This window comes from Halorubrum lacusprofundi ATCC 49239 (assembly GCF_000022205.1).
In the GTDB taxonomy this organism is placed as follows: Archaea; Halobacteriota; Halobacteria; order Halobacteriales; family Haloferacaceae; genus Halorubrum; species Halorubrum lacusprofundi.
The window spans coordinates 454,642-472,017 of sequence record NC_012029.1 but is presented as its reverse complement, the minus strand read 5'-3'; the positions used below and the strand labels follow the sequence as shown (position 1 = coordinate 472,017).

General features: G+C 67.4%; 16 protein-coding genes. 8 read left to right on the top strand and 8 right to left on the bottom strand.

The features are described from left to right. Positions 1-157: 157 nt before the first annotated feature. Entirely contained in the window at positions 158-1,663 is a 1,506-nt protein-coding gene (locus tag HLAC_RS02250; RefSeq protein ID WP_049933153.1) for a uracil-xanthine permease family protein, read from the top strand. A gap of 87 nt (positions 1,664-1,750) precedes the next feature. On the opposite strand, the gene HLAC_RS02245 is transcribed toward HLAC_RS02250, so the two are convergent. The 3 genes from HLAC_RS02245 to HLAC_RS02235 all read right to left on the bottom strand — a co-directional run bounded on the left by HLAC_RS02245 (position 1,751) and on the right by HLAC_RS02235 (position 5,070). Next, positions 1,751-2,674: a coiled-coil protein gene (locus HLAC_RS02245; RefSeq protein WP_012659689.1), complete on the bottom strand. Its 924-nt coding sequence runs from the start codon at positions 2,672-2,674 to the stop codon at positions 1,751-1,753. A 389-nt stretch (positions 2,675-3,063) separates the two neighbouring features. Beyond that, complete coding sequence (locus HLAC_RS02240) at positions 3,064-3,774, bottom strand: 2,5-diamino-6-(ribosylamino)-4(3H)-pyrimidinone 5'-phosphate reductase (protein ID WP_012659688.1); 711 nt, start codon at positions 3,772-3,774, stop codon at positions 3,064-3,066. A gap of 57 nt (positions 3,775-3,831) precedes the next feature. Next, positions 3,832-5,070 carry an MFS transporter gene (locus HLAC_RS02235; RefSeq protein ID WP_012659687.1) on the bottom strand — a complete coding sequence of 413 codons (1,239 nt, stop codon included), beginning with the start codon at positions 5,068-5,070 and terminating at the stop codon, positions 3,832-3,834. Between the two features lie 805 nt (positions 5,071-5,875). On the opposite strand from HLAC_RS02235, the gene HLAC_RS02230 reads away from it, so the two are divergent. Both HLAC_RS02230 and HLAC_RS02225 read left to right on the top strand, forming a co-directional pair. Beyond that, complete coding sequence (locus HLAC_RS02230) at positions 5,876-6,295, top strand: VOC family protein (RefSeq protein ID WP_012659686.1); 420 nt, start codon at positions 5,876-5,878, stop codon at positions 6,293-6,295. Between the two features lie 113 nt (positions 6,296-6,408). Beyond that, positions 6,409-6,768 (top strand): hypothetical protein, encoded by a 360-nt coding sequence (locus HLAC_RS02225; RefSeq protein WP_012659685.1) that lies wholly within the window; start codon positions 6,409-6,411, stop codon positions 6,766-6,768. Positions 6,769-6,788: 20 nt separating this feature from the next. Here the strand turns inward: HLAC_RS02225 and metG are convergent, their stop codons facing one another. The 5 genes from metG to HLAC_RS19795 form a co-directional block, all read right to left on the bottom strand. Then, positions 6,789-8,933: a methionine--tRNA ligase gene (gene metG / locus HLAC_RS02220; RefSeq protein WP_012659684.1), complete on the bottom strand. Its 2,145-nt coding sequence runs from the start codon at positions 8,931-8,933 to the stop codon at positions 6,789-6,791. 69 nt (positions 8,934-9,002) lie between these two features. Then, positions 9,003-9,923 (bottom strand): thiamine-phosphate synthase family protein, encoded by a 921-nt coding sequence (locus HLAC_RS02215; protein WP_012659683.1) that lies wholly within the window; start codon positions 9,921-9,923, stop codon positions 9,003-9,005. After that, entirely contained in the window at positions 9,920-10,531 is a 612-nt protein-coding gene (dcd, locus tag HLAC_RS02210; protein ID WP_012659682.1) for a dCTP deaminase, read from the bottom strand. The genes HLAC_RS02215 and dcd overlap by 4 nt, the downstream gene beginning before the upstream one ends. Positions 10,532-10,584: 53 nt before the next feature. Beyond that, entirely contained in the window at positions 10,585-11,334 is a 750-nt protein-coding gene (locus HLAC_RS02205) for a YIP1 family protein (protein WP_012659681.1), read from the bottom strand. Between the two features lie 663 nt (positions 11,335-11,997). Further along, positions 11,998-12,123 carry a hypothetical protein gene (locus tag HLAC_RS19795; RefSeq protein WP_275039385.1) on the bottom strand — a complete coding sequence of 42 codons (126 nt, stop codon included), beginning with the start codon at positions 12,121-12,123 and terminating at the stop codon, positions 11,998-12,000. Between the two features lie 282 nt (positions 12,124-12,405). On the opposite strand from HLAC_RS19795, the gene HLAC_RS02195 reads away from it, so the two are divergent. From HLAC_RS02195 to HLAC_RS02175, 5 genes are all read left to right on the top strand, one after another. After that, a complete protein-coding gene (locus tag HLAC_RS02195; protein ID WP_012659679.1) occupies positions 12,406-14,223 on the top strand; it encodes a helix-hairpin-helix domain-containing protein in 1,818 nt (605 codons plus the stop codon). After that, positions 14,223-14,762 carry a Mut7-C RNAse domain-containing protein gene (locus tag HLAC_RS02190; RefSeq protein WP_012659678.1) on the top strand — a complete coding sequence of 180 codons (540 nt, stop codon included), beginning with the start codon at positions 14,223-14,225 and terminating at the stop codon, positions 14,760-14,762. The genes HLAC_RS02195 and HLAC_RS02190 overlap by 1 nt, the downstream gene beginning before the upstream one ends. A gap of 57 nt (positions 14,763-14,819) precedes the next feature. Then, positions 14,820-15,509, top strand: coding sequence for a DUF7095 family protein (locus tag HLAC_RS02185; RefSeq protein ID WP_012659677.1), 690 nt, complete (start codon positions 14,820-14,822; stop codon positions 15,507-15,509). Between the two features lie 70 nt (positions 15,510-15,579). Beyond that, positions 15,580-16,635, top strand: coding sequence for an alanine dehydrogenase (locus HLAC_RS02180; RefSeq protein ID WP_012659676.1), 1,056 nt, complete (start codon positions 15,580-15,582; stop codon positions 16,633-16,635). Positions 16,636-16,718: 83 nt separating this feature from the next. Continuing rightward, positions 16,719-17,246, top strand: coding sequence for a dihydrofolate reductase (locus HLAC_RS02175; RefSeq protein WP_012659675.1), 528 nt, complete (start codon positions 16,719-16,721; stop codon positions 17,244-17,246). The last annotated feature ends 130 nt before the right edge of the window (positions 17,247-17,376 follow it).

Sequence of the window (17,376 nt, the reverse complement as noted above, 5' to 3'; positions counted from 1 at the left end):
GCCTCCGATTAGGCGTGTGGTCGTTTTATGCTGTCGGAGACGAGCAAGTCGTCGCAGACCCACTCGTCGCAACGCCGATTCGGTACGTTGCGACCGGTGACCGTCAACGCTCCAAAGAGTGAATTTTTGTAGCCTTGTGATGACCGAAGCCACAAGGATGGCAGGGGACGAGGACGAAAATACGTTTGTTCAGTATGGTATCAATGACAAACCACCGCTCGGAAAGTCACTCTTTCTCGGTGTCCAGCACTATCTCACGATGGTGGGCGCGAACATCGCCGTGCCGCTTCTCCTCGCGGGTGCGATGGGAATGCCCGACGCGGTCGTTCCGCGTTTCGTCGGCACGTTCTTCGTCGTCTCGGGAATCGCGACACTCGCGCAGACGACGTTCGGCAACCGCTACCCGATCGTGCAGGGAGCGCCGTTCTCGATGCTCGCGCCCGCGCTCGCGGTCATCGGCGTCGTGACGGCGAACCCGCCGGAGGGTATCGTCGCCTGGCGGGCGGCGCTGCTCCAACTCCAAGGCGCGATCATCGTCGCCGCGCTCGCCGAGGTCGCGATCGGCTATCTCGGACTCGTCGGACGGTTGCGGAGATATCTCTCACCGGTCGTTATCGCGCCGGTCATCGTACTCATCGGCTTGTCACTGTTCAACTCGCCCGATATCGCGACAGCCAATCAGAACTGGTGGCTCGTCGGTCTGACGCTGGTCGCTATCGTTTTGTTCTCACAGTACCTCGGAGAGAGGTCAAACATCTTCCAGCTGTTTCCGGTCCTCCTCGGTATCGTCGTCGCATGGGCAATCGCTGCGGGCTTATCGGTCCTCGGGATCTTCGGGCCAGACACGCCCGGCTACATCGATCTGGCAAGCGTCGCGGCGGCCGAACCGGTCCATCCCATCTATCCGCTCCAGTGGGGTATGCCGAGCGTTACGCCCGCGTTCGTCATCGGTATGCTCGCCGGTGTCGCCGCTTCGATCGTCGAATCTATCGGTGATTACCATGCCGTCGCCCGTCTCTCCGGAATGGGTGCCCCCAGCAGCGAGCGCATGTCTCACGGCATCGGTATGGAAGGACTCATGAACGTCTTCTCCGGGGTGATGGGTACTGGCGGGTCGACCTCGTACTCCGAAAATATCGGTGCTATCGGTCTCACCGGTGTGGCCTCACGGTACGTCGTCCAAATCGGTGCCGCGCTCATGATTCTCGTCGGGTTCGTCGGCTATTTCGGCCAGCTCGTCGCCACGATTCCGAGCCCGATCATCGGTGGTCTCTACATCGCAATGTTCGCCCAAATCGTCGGCGTCGGTCTCTCAAACCTCAAGTACGTCGACCTCGACTCGTCGCGAAATATCTTCATCATCGGAATCTCGCTCTTCTCCGGGCTGGCCATCCCGGAGTACATGCGGAGCGTCGGGAGCGCGAGCGCCTTTCAACAGGGACTGGCCGACAGCTTCCTCGTCGGCCCGCTTCTGGGTGCCGACGTCGCCGCAAACACCATCTACGTCATCGGGTCGACGGGTATGGCCGTCGGAGGGATCGTCGCGATTTTCCTCGATAACTCGATCGCCGGGACGGCTACGGAACGTGGACTCACCGCGTGGGAGGAAGCGGCCGAAGAGGATGCGGATTTCACGTCCGCTTACGAGCGTTTTTTCGGATAAAACGTTCCTCAATAAACAATTCGGTGACCCGCGGAGCCGATGCTGGGTGCCTCGCGAAAGAACCGCAGAAATGCCGCTTCGACCGAACTACAGCAGACCGGTCTTCTGGAGCTTCATCAGGTCCTCGGTGTCGAGCGTCTCGCCCTCCTTGAACTTCTGATAGATCTCCTCGGCCTCTTCCTTCTCTTCCTCGCGCTTCTCGGCGCGCTCGTCCTTGCGCTCCTTCTCTTCCTCCTTGTCGAGCTCGCGCAGGCGCTTCTGAACGCGAACGAAGTCCTCGTGATGCTGGTCGGCGGCCTCCTGGGCCTCGACGAACAGCTCGTGCATCTCGTCGGCCTCGTCGCGGATGTCGTCGGCCTCGCGGTAGGCCTCGATCATCTGGTTGTGGTGCTCCTGAGCCTTGTCGGCGAGCTCCGTCACCTTCTGGTGGTGCTGGGACGCCTCGGAGCGGACCTCCTCGGCCTCCTCGACGAGCTCGTCGAGCTCGCTGGTGTCGTCGACTTTCTCCTTCTTCTCGGCGAGCTTCTCTCGCTTCTCGTCGATCTTCTCGATAAGCTCACGCTCGTCCTCGGCGTCGAGGACCTCCGTCTGCTGACGGAACTCCAGGTCCTCGATCTCCTCTTTGAGCTCCTCGATGGACTTGCCGGAGCCGAGCTCCATGTCCTGTTTGAGCTCCTCAACCTCGTCGAACAGCTCGTTGGCATCGGCGTTGAGCTCGTTCCGCTTGTCCTTGTGCTCTTGGACCTGCTCGTTGAGCTCGTCGCGCTTCTCGCGGTGTTCTTGGGCCTCATCGACCTTCTCGCGGGTCTTCGCGTTGAGGTCGTCGCGGTTGGATGCGCGCTCGGAGGCCATCTGGTTCAGCTCGTTCCGTCGGTCGCGCAGCTGCCCGGCGCGTTTAATGAGCTGACCCTTCGATCCGTTCTCAAGATCGTCCTCAGAAAGGTCCACGTTGTCCGCCTCGTCCATCGCCTCGATATCGTACTGTTCGATGACTTCTTCTTTCGTTACCATTTTTTATCTCTCCATCACCGCTCCGGCGGTGGCAAGTGCTCGCTGTCGTGCGTCAAGCCGTACATAAGAGCTCCCGTTCATTTCAGCGTGCGATCCCACCAGCGCCGGAGGCGTTCTGGTACCAGATCCTACCGCAGGCCGACATATAAATACTTCGGTGATTCGGGTGTAAACCGATAGCACGGACCGCATACCGCCCGATCCGTGGTGAGTGATCACACACGATCATACACAGACACACGCACACACCGACACACATCGCTACGTATCAGTCGTTTTCCCCGCGCTCGCCGCCTACGACCTGCCGCTTACGACCTGCCGCCTACGACCTGCCGCTTACGACCTGCCGCCTACGACCTGCCGCCTACGATCTACCCCCTACGACCTGCCTACGGCGTGCCGTCTCCGACCTCGTACGAGAGCACGATTCCGTCGTCGAGCCGCTCGGTATCGACCAGATCGAGCCGCGGGAACGCTTCGGTGAACCCCTCACCGTCGGCGAGCGTCGGCGCGTCACGCCCCCCGATCACCATCGACCCCACATACACGTGAAGCTCGTCGACGAGTCCTGCCGCGAAACACGAGTAGATGACTTCACCGCCGCCCTCGACCATCAGCCGGTCGATGCCCCGCTCTGCCAGCGCGTGGATTCCCGCCACGAGGTCGACGTGGTCCCCGTCGCTCTCGCTCTCACGTTCGGTCCCGCTTCCGCCCTCGACCACGACGACCTCGGCACCGGCGGCCGCAAGCGCCTCGCGTCGCTCGGGGGGCGCCGACGCGGAGACGAGCAGGTAGGTCGTCGCCGCGTCGTCGAGGATCCGGGCGTCGGTCGGCGTCCGTCCGGTCGAGTCGACGACGACGCGGGCGGGGTTGCCCGGGCGGCCGTTCCGGAGCCGTTCGACGCGTCGGTCCTCCTCGTCGAGCGTGAGGTGCGGGTCGTCCGCGAGGACGGTTCCAACCCCGACTAACACCGCGTCCGCGGCCGCCCTGACGCGGTCGACTCGGTCGAAATCCTCCGGTCCCGAGATCCGGAGCTGCTCCCGGCGCCGCGTTGCGAGTTTCCCGTCGACGCTCTGGGCCGCGTTGACGACGACGTGCATACGCGAGGGTCGCGCGGGCGAGGAATGGTCGTTTCGGTCGACTTCCGGGTCTGCCCCTCACTCGGTCGCCCACAGCCCCGCCGCCGCGACCGCCGCCAGCGCGAGCGCCCCGGCGAGCAGCCCGAACGCGGGTCGGAACCCGGACGCGTCGGCGATCGCCCCCACCGTCGCGGGAGCAAGCGCGCCGGCACCCATCAACAGGGTGCGGACGACGCCGAGCCCGCCACCAGCGAGTCGCTCGGGGAGCGCCTCGATCAGGTACACGCCGCGGACCGGGCGGAACCCGTGAGAACCGAGCCCGAACGCGACGACGAGAGCGCCGAGAACGATCGGTCCCGCCCCTGTTTCCCCTCTTGCGAGCGCGACGACGCCGACGAGAGCCGCCGCCGCGAGCGCGAGCGCAGCAACCATCACGGGGAAGCGGCCGAATCGGTCGGAGAGGTCGCCGGAGACGAGTTGGACGAAGGTGACCGCGAACAGCGCGGAGTACAGCAGATTTGCGGTCGCGGTCGACAGCCCGGCCGCTTGCGAGAGATACAGCGGGAGGAAGGCGACGGCCCCGTTGTACGCGAACGAGAAGGCGATCGTCACGATCACGAACGCCGCGAGTCGTCGGTCCTCGAACAACGCGAGGTAGTCGCTCGCGCCCGGCTCCGACCCCTCTCGCTCCGGGCCGCGGTCGGCGTCAGCCGGGAGCCGACCCGGAACGCGGAGGGCAAAGGCTCCCGCAAGCGCGAGCGCGATGACGCCCGTGACGACGAACAGGCCGCGCCAGTCAGCGCCCGGGAGCCGAGAGAGGAACCCGGCGAGCGCGGGCGGCGCGGCGACGAAGAGGGTGACCGCCGCGGGCGCGGCCACCCCGCCGAGCGCGCCGACGGTGTCGTGGGCGCCGAGCGCGCGCCCGGTCCGAACCGGGTACACCCGCGAGAGCAGCCGTATTGCGACCGTTTTGTGCGCGCCCGTCCCCGCGCCGATCACGAGCATCGCCCCCGCCAGCACCGCGAAGGGGGTGTCAAAGAGCAACGCGAGGGAACCGACACCGGCCACGACCGCGCCCAACGCGATCACCCGAACGGCCCCGACGCGGTCGGCGATCGCTCCGCTCGGGAACTGCAGGAGGGCATAGACGGCCATGAAACCCGAGAACGCGGCTCCGACGGCGGCGTTGCTCACCCCGTAGCTCGCCTGCAGGGGCTCGAACAGCGGCGGGAACGCGTACCGAACGAACTTCCCGAGAAACCAGATCAGCGACGTGAGCACGAGTACGTCGTACTCCCTGATCCGGCCGAGGGTCATCGCCCGTTGGTACCTCGGTCACGCTTATAAACGGCCGGGACCGCTCGGTCGCTTCCGGTCGTCGATCGGCAGGTATCCGGTGACAGGACGACTTATAAACGAATACTGCGGCGGCGCGTGCCGCCGAGCGCCCGAAGGGCGCGAGGTGCACGCGCGAGGGAGTCGCTGGCGGCAGAAGCCGCCAGCGACAGGGCGAGAGCGAAGCTCTCGCTTGCAACCGGACGTAGTCCGGTGACAGCGTGGCGCGTAGCGCCACGGGCAGCCGGCGGCGAAGCCGCCGGCGACGAGGCTGGGGAGGCCTGAGGCTGCGGTGCTGTGCGGTTGGGGTGGGACTCAAAGGGGCAGTCGCGATTTCCGCGAGCGTAGCGAGCGGAAAGACGGGAGACGAAGTCTCCCGGAAGGACGAAGCTCGACGACGTAAGCACTGCAGGGAGCGAACGAAGTGAGCGACCGAAGGGCGCAACGAGTCGCACGAGTCGTCGCGGCTGGGGCTTTGGCGGTGTTCACCGCGGAGTCGTCGATCACGTACTACCGAGCGGCTGGGGCTTTGGCGGTGTTCACCGCGGAGTCGTCGATCACGTACTACCGAGCGGCTGGGGCTTTGGCGGTGTTCACCGCGGAGTCGTCGATCACGTACTACCGAGCGGCTGGGGCTTTGGCGGTGTTCACCGCGGAGTCATCGATCACGTACTACCGAGCGGCTGGGGCTTTGGAGGTCTTCACCGCAGAGTCGCCGTCACCCATTTATAAATCTCTCACCGACGGGGCCGACACCGTTTTCTCGTCGACCGGCGATCCACGGACCGTGTCCGATCCAACCGCTCACCACGTCGGAATCACCGTCGCCGATCTGGACCGCGCCGTCGACTTCTACACCGAGACGTTCGGCCTCGACCGTCTCTCGGAGTTCGCGGTCGGCGGCGACGCCTTCGCTGAGGCGGTCGCCGTCGAGGACGCGTCGGCCGAGTTCGCACACCTCGACGCCGACGGCGCGATCGTCGAACTCGTCGCGTACGATCCGACCGGCGAGTCGGGAGACGTCCCCGAACTGAACCGGCCCGGCGCGACCCACCTCGGACTGTCCGTCGACGACGTGGAGGCGTTCTACGCCGACCTCGCTGACGACGTGGAGACGCTGAGCCCGCCGCGAACGACCGAAAGCGGGACGACGATCCTGTTCGTCAGGGACCCGGAGGGGAACCTGATCGAAGTGCTGGACGCCTAACCGGCGCAGGAGCGCCCGGCCGCGCGTCCGGAGAGAACCGATCCGTACCGACCGATCGCCGAGACCGAATCCGGTACGCCGGGTTTTACCTCGACACGAAACGACCCGAGACCATGCAGACGGACCTCCCGCTGGCCGCGGTCTGTGGGCTCTTGATCGCGATCGGCGTCTACGCGTTCCTCACTCCCGACCCGTTCGTCGCGACCGGGACGGCAACGGTGTACGCCGCGGCGAGCTACTTCTACCTCGCGTTCGACACGGCGCTGCTCGGGAGCACCTTCCAGTTCTCCGACTGGCCGGACAGAGCCGGCTACGCAGTCGGCCTGTTCGGGCTGAGCGTCAGCCCACTGGCGGTCGCGGGCTCCTACGCACAACCAGACGCCACGACGCTGCCGTTCGTGATCCTCTTTCTCGGCGCGATCGCGTTCCTGCACCTCGCCGCACAGGCGGACCGTCAGACCGAAATCGCCTGATCGGCACTGCGGTTTCTCGCTTACTTCACCTTCGTCCCCGGCCCGGCGTCCTCGTAGGTGGTGAGGAGGTCGGCCTCCTCGCCGGCGGCGAGCACCATCCCGTTCGACTCGACGCCGAACAGCTCCGCCTTCTCCATGTTCGCGAGCACGACGACCTTCGTTCCGGGCAGGTCGTCCACGTCGTGGAGTTGTTTGAGCCCCGCGACGATCGTCCGGGTCTCCGCGCCGAGGTCGACGCGGAGCTTCAGGAGGTCGTCGGCGCCCTCGATACCCTCCGCCTCCTCGATCCGGCCGATCCGGATGTCCAGTTCCTGGAAGTCGTCGAAGCTGATGCGGTCGTCGCTGAGGGGTTCGATGTCGGTCATGTCGGGTTCGTCAGTGGTGTCGTCGTCCGCTTCGTCGCTGCCGTCGTCCGCCTCGCCGTCGTCGCCGCTCTCCTCGTCCGCTTCGTCGCCGTCCTCCGCCTCGGCGGCGCGCGCCTCCAGCTTCTCGTTGAGCGCCTCGACGCGCTCGTCTTCGATCTGCTCGAACAGCTCCGTCGGCTCCGCGAGGTCGCCGGCGGGGCCCTCGCGGGCCGCCTCGACGGTGGTCTCGTGGACCGAGCCGTCCTCGCCGAGCTGGTCCCAGAGACGCTCGGTCTTCTCGGGTGCGATGGGCTCGAACAGGACCGCGATCGCCTTCGCGATCGCGACGCAGTCGTGGATGACCTGCGCGGCCTCCTCGGGGTCGTCGTCCACGAGCTTCCACGGCTCGCTGCGCTGGATGTACTCGTTGCCGAACCGGGCGAGGTCGGTGACGGCGTCGCCGACCGCGCGCACGGAGTAGTCGTTGACGGCGGCCTCGAAGTCGGCGATCGCCTCCTCGATCCGCTCGGCGACCTCGTCGCTCGTCGCGTCCGCGATGGGCGCGTCGTCGTAGTTGCGGTGGGCGAAGAGCAGCGAGCGGTAGAGGAAGTTGCCGACGGTCCCCACCAGCTCGGTGTTGACGCGGTCGCGGAACTTCTCCCACGAGAAGTCCACGTCCTGCTGGAACCCGCCGTTGGTCGCGAGGTAGTAGCGCAGCGGGTCGGGATGGAACCCCTCGTCGAGGTACTCGTCGGCCCAGACCGCGCGGTCGCGGCTCGTGGAGAAGCCCTTGCCGCCGAGGGTGACGAAGCCGCTCGCCATCACGGCGCGCGGCTCGGTGTGGTCGGTCGCCTCCAGCATCGCGGGCCAGAAGATCGTGTGATGTTGAATGATGTCGCGGCCGATCACGTGGACGATCTCGCCGCCCTCGGGGTGCGCGTCGCTCGCGCCCTCCTTCCACGCGGCCTCCCAGTCGAAGGCGTCGGCGCCGACGCGCTCGGTGTACTGCTTCGTCGAGGAGATATACTCGATCGGGGCGTCGACCCAGACGTATAAGACGAGGTCCTGCGGGTTTTCGCCGGGGTAGTCGATCCCCCAGTCCATGTCGCGGGTGATACACCAGTCTTGGAGCCCCTGCTCGATCCACTCGCGGGGCTGGTTCCGGGCGTTCGAGGTCCCCTCCAGCCGATCGAGGAAGCCGGAGAGGTACTCGGAGAACGCGGAGACTTCGAAGAACTGGTGGGTGCGCTCGCGGTACTCGGCGGGGTTGCCGGTGATCGTCGATTCGGGGTCCTCGACCTCGCCGGGTTCGAGGTGGCGCTGGCACCCCTCGTCGCACTCGTCGCCGCGGGCGTGTGCACCGCAGTAGGGGCAGGTCCCCTCGACGTACCGGTCCGGGAGGAACTGGTCGTCGACGGGGTCGTACGCGACCATGATCTCCTTCTCGTAGAGGTGGCCGCCCTCGTCGAGGTCACGGACGAGCTGTTGGGTCACCGCCGTGTTCGTCTCGTCGTGGGTGTGGCCGTAGTTGTCGAACTCGACGTTGAACTTCGGGAACGTCGCGGCGTACTGCTCGTGCCAGTCGAGCGCGAACTGCTCGGGGGAGACCCCCTCCTGCTCGGCGTTGACCGCGACGGGGGTGCCGTGCATGTCGGAGCCGGAGACGAACGCGGTCTCCTGCCCGAGTCGTTCGAGCGCGCGCCGGTACACGTCGCCGCCGACGTAGGTGCGGAGGTGGCCGATGTGGAGGTCGCCGTTGGCGTACGGCAGTCCACAGGTCACCACCGCCGGATCGTCGGTGGGGAAGTCGTCGTGGCTCATGTGGTGTGTATCGAAGTGTCGTGGATACGGGCCTAAAGCCCGCTGGTTCGGGGCCGTCGGGGGCCGCGCTCAGACCAGCCCGCGAACGATTCGGGCCGCGTCCGCGGCGGTCGGCGCGAGCACGTAGACGATCGGCTCGACGCCGACCGCGCCCGTCTGGTAGAGGACGAGGGTGTCGCTGTCGGCGCTGTCGCCGCCCGAGCGCTCCGCGTCGGCGACCGCATCGACGACCGCCTCCCGGGTCGGTCGCTCGGGGTCGAACTCCACCGTCGGATGGTCGGTGGCGAGCGCCTCGACGGTTCCGGGGGCGTACCGCACGTTCACCGCGCCGCGAGCGGTCGCGCCCGCCTCACGCGCGGCGAGCAGGACCGTCGCGACGTGCTCGCTCACGCCGAACTCGGGCTCGCCCGGGACCATCGCCCGTCCCTTCACGTCGACGAGGCGACCGGGCACGGCCGCCACGTCGTCGACCGTCCGCGCGTCGTCGAGACACTCGGCGACGTTGGCACCGACGTTCGGGATGAGCCCGGCGAACCCGGAGGCGTTCGTCAGGGTGCGGAGCCCGCGCCGGACCGAGGAGAGGACGCGCTCGCGCTCGCGGAGCCCGCTGTCCGGGTCGTGAACGGCGAACTCCACCTCGGCGTCGGCGAGCGCGGGCATCGCCTCCTCGTGGAGGTCCGCGAGGAGGTCGCCCTCCTCCAACCGGCGGATCAGCACCTCGATCTCGGCGAGGGCTGCGACCGGTGTCATCTCCCCCGTCGCGAGCCCCTCGCCCACGCGCTCGACGAGTTCGCGAACGCGCTCATCGGCGACGATCCGGTCGTGGCGGGCCACGTCGCCGTGGGCGTACTTCGAGACCGCGGACTGCGAGATGCCGAGCGCGTCGGCGACCTCGTGCTGGGTGAAGCCGCGCTCGCGGAGGTCCTCCGCCAGCATCGAGCGCACCGTCGGGAGGAACTCGTCGACGACGACCTCCTCGATGAACCTCACGACTCGTGCTCCGCCGCCTGGTTCTCGTCACTGTGAAACTCCGGATCGGAGCCGATTCGGGAGGCCTGCGGGCCGTCCTGGTCCTGATACTTCGAGCCGCGTTCGACGCCATACGGGCGTTTTGCGGGCGATTTGAGCTCCGTGAAGATGAGCTGTGAGACGCGCATCCCGGGCGTGAGCGCGACGGGCGCGGTGCCGAGGTTCGACAGTTCGAGCGTGATCTGCCCCTTGTACCCCGGATCGACGATCCCCGCGGTGGCGTGGATGACGATCGCGAGCCGCCCGAGCGAGGACCGGCCTTGCACGGTCGCGAGCAGGTCCGGCGGGATCTCGACGCGCTCCGTGGTGGTCCCGAGCACGAAGTCGCCCGGGTGGAGGATGAACTCCTCGCCCTCGGGGACGCGCGTCTCCGTGACGTAGTCGCCGACCTCGTCGGCCTCGGTTGGGTGGATACAGGGAATGTTCGTGCGCTGGAACTCCAGGAAGCGCTCGCCGAGCCGCAGGTCGACGCTCGCGGGCTGGACCTGCTGGTCGACGTCGTCGAGGGGTTCGACGACGAGGTCCCCCTCCGCGAGGCGGTCGAGGATGTCCGCGTCCGACAGGATCATGTCGGGAGAGGGACCCCGACCGGGTTAAAAACTCTCGAATTCGGGGGCGTCCCTCACACCGCTGCGAGCAGGAGCCCGAACACCGCGAGGACGCCCGCGACTGTCCCCGCGATCCCTCGGTCGAGGTCGTGGTAGGCTTCCAGCCCGCCGACGACCACGACCCACTGGACCGAGATCACGACCGCGGAGGCCACCAGAAGCGGCCCCTGCATCGTCGAGATGGCCGCGACGATCTCGGTCGCGATCGACTCCATCGTGGTCCCCTCGACCGTCGTCGTCGCGAGCACGTACCAGATCGCGCCGAGCCCGGCGACCAGCCGAGCCACCTCCGCGGCGATCGCCCACGCCGCGATGGCGAACGAGTCGCCGAGAGAGCCGGATCCCCCAGCGAGGCGCGCCCCGCCGTGGAGCGCGAGCGCGAAGATCGCCCACCAGATCGGCACGCCGATCAGCGCGTAGCCGACGTACTCGCCCGACGCGCTCCGCAGCTCCTCGCCGACATCCACGTCGATCCGCTCCGGCCGGTCGCACTGCTCGACGAAGACCGAGTCGCCGTCCTCGCCGAACGTCTCACAGGTCGACTCCGGCGGATAGTCGGGGTTGTCGACCGTCACCTCGCGGTCGATCGTCGCGTCGAAGGCGGCGCCGAGCGCGACGATTCCGAGGGTCGTTGCGAGGGTGACGAAGACGACGACGCCGACGGTGAGAGCCTGCTTGTCCGGCTTGAGCCATCGGAAACCGGCGCGCGAGCGATCGAGGAGGCCACTGACGAGTCCGGAGAGCGGAGCGAGCGGGGAGGGCATACGCGGGTGATCTGTGAGATCGAACAAATGTCTTGTCCATCGATCACTTCGAGGCCGGGGGACTTCGACTCTTTATAAATCGATCTGCGGTGGCGTCGCCGACGGCTTTGCCGCCGGCTGCCAGAGGGACCTCCGGTCCCTCGCTGGAGTCGGTCGTCCGGAGCAACGCGGAGGACGACTGACGAGGCTGGAGAGGCGTGAGGCGCTGTGCGGGGCGGGGTGGGACTTTGGAGGTGTTCGCCGAGCAGTATTCGATCGCTTTTGACATCCTCCCCGCGCTGAAGCGCGAGGATTCCCACGGCACCGCACCGCTGGGTTGGGATATTTTGGTTTACGACGTTACCTGTTCTTGAGGTGCGAACGCATCTGTTTCCTTGTCAAACAACAACGTCGATGGCTGTGCCAACCAGCCGTTACTCCTATTCACCGAGAGATTCGGTAAACAACGGCTGGGGCTTTGGAAGTGTCACCATCTATCTCCCGCCAATCGTCTATATACGCCCAACTGGCCCCGTTGAAATAATATTTTTCAAGGGATTATCATTGAAATACCCGGTCGCTTAAGAGTGCTTATTGCTCGGAGTAGATTCGACATAGGGTGTCGCTGATCCTCTATTTAACTTTTGACTTAACAGTTGTCCGTCGCCGCCTTACAGCGATTCTCTATAGCCACTGCCATCCGAGACCATGTATCACGATAACAGCCAGCACCCCAAAAGCCGCCAGACCCACCATGTAGAGAATCATTATAACTCCCATTTGTTTCGTTGTCATCTCACCTTCAAGCATATCTAAAATCCCCATGAGACTATATAACAAGCTGACTTGATAAATCCTCATAGATTTATCTCTTCCTGACATGTTATGAATTTCATAACAAATAATCTGGTAACGTATGCAGCTACCTCGGAGCGAAGTGCAGTGTATTTGTCGGGTGATCTGTCGTTTCGCGGTCTGTACTGAGCGATTGAGCGTGACACTATCGCCCACGGTGGGTTTCAACAGGGCTGTCCAACTGGTTCGTCCCGATCGCTCTCACTTATTAGTACCGGCCAACCGAACCGTCACGCAATGAGCCGTAACGACGAGGTCGCCGCCCTCCTCGAGGAGTTCGCCGACCTGCTCGAAGCGACAGGCGTCGAGTACAAGCCGACCGCCTACCGCCGCGCCGCGGAGAACGTCCGCGAACACACCGCGCCGATCGAGAACCTCGCCGGGGAGGGAGAGGACGCGGTCGCCGAGATCGACCGCGTGGGCGACGCCATCGCGTCGAAGATCGTCGAGTACTTCGAGACGGGATCGATCGAGGAGCTGGAGGCGCTCCGCTCGGAGCTCCCCGCCGACATCGGGGCGCTGACCGCGGTCGAGGGCGTCGGTCCGAAGACGGTCGGCAGCCTCTACGAGGCGCTCGGGATCACGACGCTCGACGAACTAGAGGCGGCAGCCGAGGCAGAACAGATCCGCGAGGTCTCCGGCTTCGGCGCGAAGACAGAGGAGAACATCCTCGACAACATCCCGTTCGCGCGCGAGGCCCGGAAGCGCACCCGCCTCGGCGACGCGCGCCCGGTCGCCGACGCCGCCCTGTCGTACCTCGACGACCTCGACGCGGTCGCGTCGGTCGAGGTGTGCGGCTCGATCCGGCGCTGGAAAGACACCATCGGCGACATCGATCTGCTCGTCGCCAGCGACGCGCGCGAGCCCATCGTCGAGGCGTTCACCGAGTGGCCCGAGGCCGACGCGACGATCGAGGCCGGCACCGGGAAGGCGAGCGTTCGCGCGAGCGGCACCCGGGTGGACCTCCGAATCGTCGACGGCGAGGAGTTCGGCGCCGCGCTCCAGTACTTCACCGGCTCGCGCGCCCACAACGTCGCGGTGCGCAACCGCGCGATCGACCGCGGCCTGAAGCTCAACGAGTACGGCCTCTTCGACATCTCCGACGTCGACGACCCCGACGCGGGCCAGCGGGTCGGCGAGCGCGTCGCGGGCGAGACCGAGGACGGCGTCTACGAGGCGCTCGACATGGATCCCGTGCCGCCCGAACTCCGGGAGAACAACGGCGAGGTCGCGGCGGCCGCGGCGGGCGAGCTTCCCAACCTCGTCGAGACCAAAGACCTGCGCGGCGACCTCCACACCCACACCGACTGGTCGGACGGCGGGTTCTCGATCGCGGAGATGATCGAGGCGGCCGCGGAGCGCGGGTACGACGCGCACGCGGTCACCGACCACGCCGCCGGCCCGGGGATCTTCGGCAACACGGGGCTCGACGAGGCCGAGATCGCGGCGCAGGCGGATGCGGTCGCCGACGCGATTGACGCGGTCGACGGAGCGGTCTGGGCCGGCGAGGGCGGAGCCGGCGAGAGCGGAGCCGGCGAGCCTACCGACGCCGACATCGAGGTGTTCCACGGGATCGAGGCCAACATCGACGCGGAGGGAGAGATCACCACCGACGACGACACCCTCGCCGACCTCGATATCGTCGTCGCCTCGCCGCACTCCGCGCTGGGACAGGACCCCGACGCCGCCACGGAGCGGCTGATCCGGGCGGTCGAACACCCGTATGTCGATATCCTCGGCCACCCGACCGGCCGGATCATCAACAGCCGCCCGGGCATCGCGCCCGACGTGGCGGCCGTGGTCGAGGCGGCCGCGGCCGCCGGCACCGCGATCGAGGTGAACGCGAACCCGGCCCGCCTCGACGCCGACGGCGACATGGTCCGGGCTGCGATCGACGCGGGCGCGACGATCGCGGTCAACACCGACGCGCACGCGCCCCGTGAGCTCGACAACGCCCGGTACGGGGTCCACACCGCCCGGCGCGGCTGGGCCGAGACGGCGGACGTGCTCAACGCGCGCTCCCCCGACGAGATCCGGGCGTTCCTCGACGGCTGATGCCGACCGACGACCGCGCGGCCGCCGATGACGAACCCCCGCGCGTCCTCCTCGACGCGATGTGCGGGAAGCTCGCGACGTATCTCCGGATGTGCGGCTACGACGCCGCCTACGCGCTCGACCGCGGGGTCGAGGCGGACGACCAGGTTCTGGCGCTGGCCGCGGCCGAGGCTCGGACCCTGATCACCCGCGATCGCGAACTCGCCGCCCGGACCGGGGACGCGGTCCTCCTCACCGAGCGCGACGTGCTCGACCAGCTTCGCGAGGTCGCCGCCGCGGGCTCCCCCGTCGCGCTCGTCGACGAGCCGACGCGCTGTGGCGCCTGTAACGGGCGAGTCGATCGGGTGTCGGCCTCGGACAGCGCCGACCCCGACGACCGCCCCGAGTACGTGCCCGACGACGTGGGGACGGCGGGGGCGCCCGAGTCCGAACCCGACACCGCCGACACCCGCCCCGCGTGGCGCTGTCGCGACTGCGGGCGCTGGTTCTGGAAGGGGAGCCACTGGGAGTCGATCGCGGAGCGACTCGACGGGATCTGAGACCTCGACCGCCACCGAACGAAACCGGTTTGCCCGCGACCCGCCTACGCCTCCTGCATGGACCGCGAGCAGGCCGTCGCCCGGCTGGAGACCCTCGTCGACCGCGTCGAACGCGAGACCATGCCGGTCCCCGTCCGCGAGGTGTGGGCCTTCGGCGACGTCGCACTGGGACTCGATCCGGTCGAGCGGCTCGACGTGTACCTCACCAAGGACGTGATCATGGGCGGCGATAGCGACGCGGCCGCCAACTTCGCGGCCGAGTACGGCGTGAAGGGCGTCGGCACCTCGGTACACGCCGAGTGGGCCGAGGCGCACCCTGACCGCGTGCGCACGAGCGACAACGGGTACGCCGCCCCCGAGAAGTGCCTCGCGGCCGAACTGGTCGACGACAGCGAGGCGCGGAGCGCCTCTGGCAGTCGGGCGAAGCCCGACGACAGCGAGCCGATCCACCTCGAAGTGTGTAACGCGAGCTTCGAGGACAACGTGCGCCAGCGCCTGAAGGGGGCGCTCGCCCGCGACGCCTACGAGGAGGTGCTCGACCCGCGGGGCGTCTGCCTGTGGGTCGATGGCACCCGCGACGAGGAGGCGTTCGACCGACTCCGCGAGGCCTCCCTCGCGATGCCGACGCTCTCCGCCGCGCTCGGCATGCTCGGCGCCGACGAGAACGTAGCCAACGAGGCCGCCGAGACCCTCAAGCGACGGCGGGCCGAACAGGAGGGGGCGTCGGTGCGCGGCGACATGGTCTGACTCGGATCGGGGCTCGCGGGCCGCCACCGATTCAAGAGGCTTGAAGTACCCCTCCGGAAAAGTTTGCGCCATGCAGACGCTGCTTTTGAACGCCGACGACGTCGACGAGAACGCCCGCATGGACCGCGTCATCGACGCGGTCCGCGGCGCGTTCACGGCCTACGAGCGCGGCAACGCCAAGATGCCGGCGAAGTCGTACATCGACCTGCCCGAGTACAACGGCGACTTCCGCTCGATGCCCGCCTACCTCGACGTACGCACCGAGGACACCGCCGAGGACGCCGGCTGGGACGCAGCCGGGATCAAGTGGGTGAACGTCCACACCGACAACCCCGCCGACCACGACCTCCCGACCGTGATGGGGACGATGATCTACTCCGACCCCGAGACGGCGTTCCCGCTGGCGATCCTCGACGGCACGACGCTCACGATGAAACGCACCGGCGCGGCGGCCGCGGTCGCCACCGACGAGCTGGCGGTCCCGGACGCGACCTCGCTCGGGATCGTCGGCGCCGGCGTTCAGTCGTACACCCAACTGGAGGCGATCGCCGCGGTGCGCGACATCGACGAGGTCGTGATCAGCGATCTCGACGAGGAGCGCGTCGCCGACTTCATCGACGCCTTCGAGGGCCGCTTCGACGTCCGCGCCGGCTCCATCGCGGAGGCCGGCCACTGCGACGTGCTCTCGACGGTGACGCCCGTCGAGTCCCCCATCGTCGGCCCCGACGACGTGGGCGACCACACCCACGTCAACGCGATGGGCGCGGACGCCGAGGGCAAACACGAACTCGCCGACGACCTCCTGTTGAACGCGACCGTCGTCATCGACGACCACGAGCAGTGTACCCACTCCGGCGAGATCAACGTCCCCTACGCCGCAGGGCTTCTGACCGACGACGACATCTACGGCGAGATCGGCGAGATCGTCGTCGGCAACCGTCCGGGTCGGACCGGGACCGGGAGCGAGGGCGACAATGCCGGGAGCGGCGCCGGCATCGACGGCGTCACCGTCTTCGACTCCACCGGCCTCGCGATCCAGGACGTGGCGGCCGCCCGCGTCGTCTACGAGCAGGCCGACGACAACGACAACGGCTATCCGTTCGACCTCCTCGGGCTCGGGGAGTAGCGCGGCGCTCTCGTCTCTCCGCTTCCCGTCCTCCCCGCTCCCCGCCCGGCCGGTTTTTTGTCGCCCGCGCTCGTAGGGCGTCCGTGCAACTCGTCAGCGTCGCGGCGCTCGCGGAGAACCGAGCCATCGGCAGGGACGGCGAGGTGCCGTGGCCCCACATCGAGGCCGACGTTCGGCAGTACCGCGAGCGCGTCGCGGGCTCGCCCGTCATCCTCGGCCGCCGCACCTTCGACTCGATGCGCGACCACCTCCCCGGCTCTCGCCAGATCGTCGTGAGCCGGAGCGTCGAGTCCGTCGACGTTCCGACCGCGGTCGTCGCCGACGGGGTCGACTCGGCGCTCGAACGCGCGGCGGAGATCCTCGACGAGGGAGATAGCGACGCCGACGACACCGACGCCGCTGACGACACCGTCTACGTCCTCGGCGGCGGCGGGATCTACGAGCTGTTCCAGCCCCACCTCGACCGGATGGTACTCAGCCACGTCACGGGGAGCTACGAGGGCGACACGTTCTACCCGGCGTGGGACTCAGCGGAGTGGACCGTCGCCGCCGAGACCGCCTACGACCGGTTCACACTCCGCGAGTGGGTCCGGAGCGGCGGCGCCGCCTGACCGCGATCAGCGCTCGCCGTCGATGTCGCCGTCGGCGCCGCTGCTCCGACGCAGTCGTCGCTTTACGGAAAATTCGAGGCGAAAGCCTCGCCCTTCAGGGCGGGGATGAAGCCGACCAACAGTATTCAAC

Excerpts from the sequence above, each read along its gene's own strand:
- HLAC_RS02250 (WP_049933153.1), top strand. The coding sequence starts at position 158 with ATGGCAGGGGACGAGGACGAAAATACGTTTGTTCAGTATGGTATCAAT.
- HLAC_RS02245 (WP_012659689.1), bottom strand. The coding sequence starts at position 2,674 with ATGGTAACGAAAGAAGAAGTCATCGAACAGTACGATATCGAGGCGATG.
- HLAC_RS02240 (WP_012659688.1), bottom strand. The coding sequence starts at position 3,774 with ATGCACGTCGTCGTCAACGCGGCCCAGAGCGTCGACGGGAAACTCGCA.
- HLAC_RS02235 (WP_012659687.1), bottom strand. The coding sequence starts at position 5,070 with ATGACCCTCGGCCGGATCAGGGAGTACGACGTACTCGTGCTCACGTCG.
- HLAC_RS02225 (WP_012659685.1), top strand. The coding sequence starts at position 6,409 with ATGCAGACGGACCTCCCGCTGGCCGCGGTCTGTGGGCTCTTGATCGCG.
- metG (WP_012659684.1), bottom strand. The coding sequence starts at position 8,933 with ATGAGCCACGACGACTTCCCCACCGACGATCCGGCGGTGGTGACCTGT.
- dcd (WP_012659682.1), bottom strand. The coding sequence starts at position 10,531 with ATGATCCTGTCGGACGCGGACATCCTCGACCGCCTCGCGGAGGGGGAC.
- HLAC_RS02205 (WP_012659681.1), bottom strand. The coding sequence starts at position 11,334 with ATGCCCTCCCCGCTCGCTCCGCTCTCCGGACTCGTCAGTGGCCTCCTC.
- HLAC_RS19795 (WP_275039385.1), bottom strand. The coding sequence starts at position 12,123 with ATGCTTGAAGGTGAGATGACAACGAAACAAATGGGAGTTATAATGATT.
- HLAC_RS02195 (WP_012659679.1), top strand. The coding sequence starts at position 12,406 with ATGAGCCGTAACGACGAGGTCGCCGCCCTCCTCGAGGAGTTCGCCGAC.
- HLAC_RS02190 (WP_012659678.1), top strand. The coding sequence starts at position 14,223 with ATGCCGACCGACGACCGCGCGGCCGCCGATGACGAACCCCCGCGCGTC.
- HLAC_RS02185 (WP_012659677.1), top strand. The coding sequence starts at position 14,820 with ATGGACCGCGAGCAGGCCGTCGCCCGGCTGGAGACCCTCGTCGACCGC.
- HLAC_RS02180 (WP_012659676.1), top strand. The coding sequence starts at position 15,580 with ATGCAGACGCTGCTTTTGAACGCCGACGACGTCGACGAGAACGCCCGC.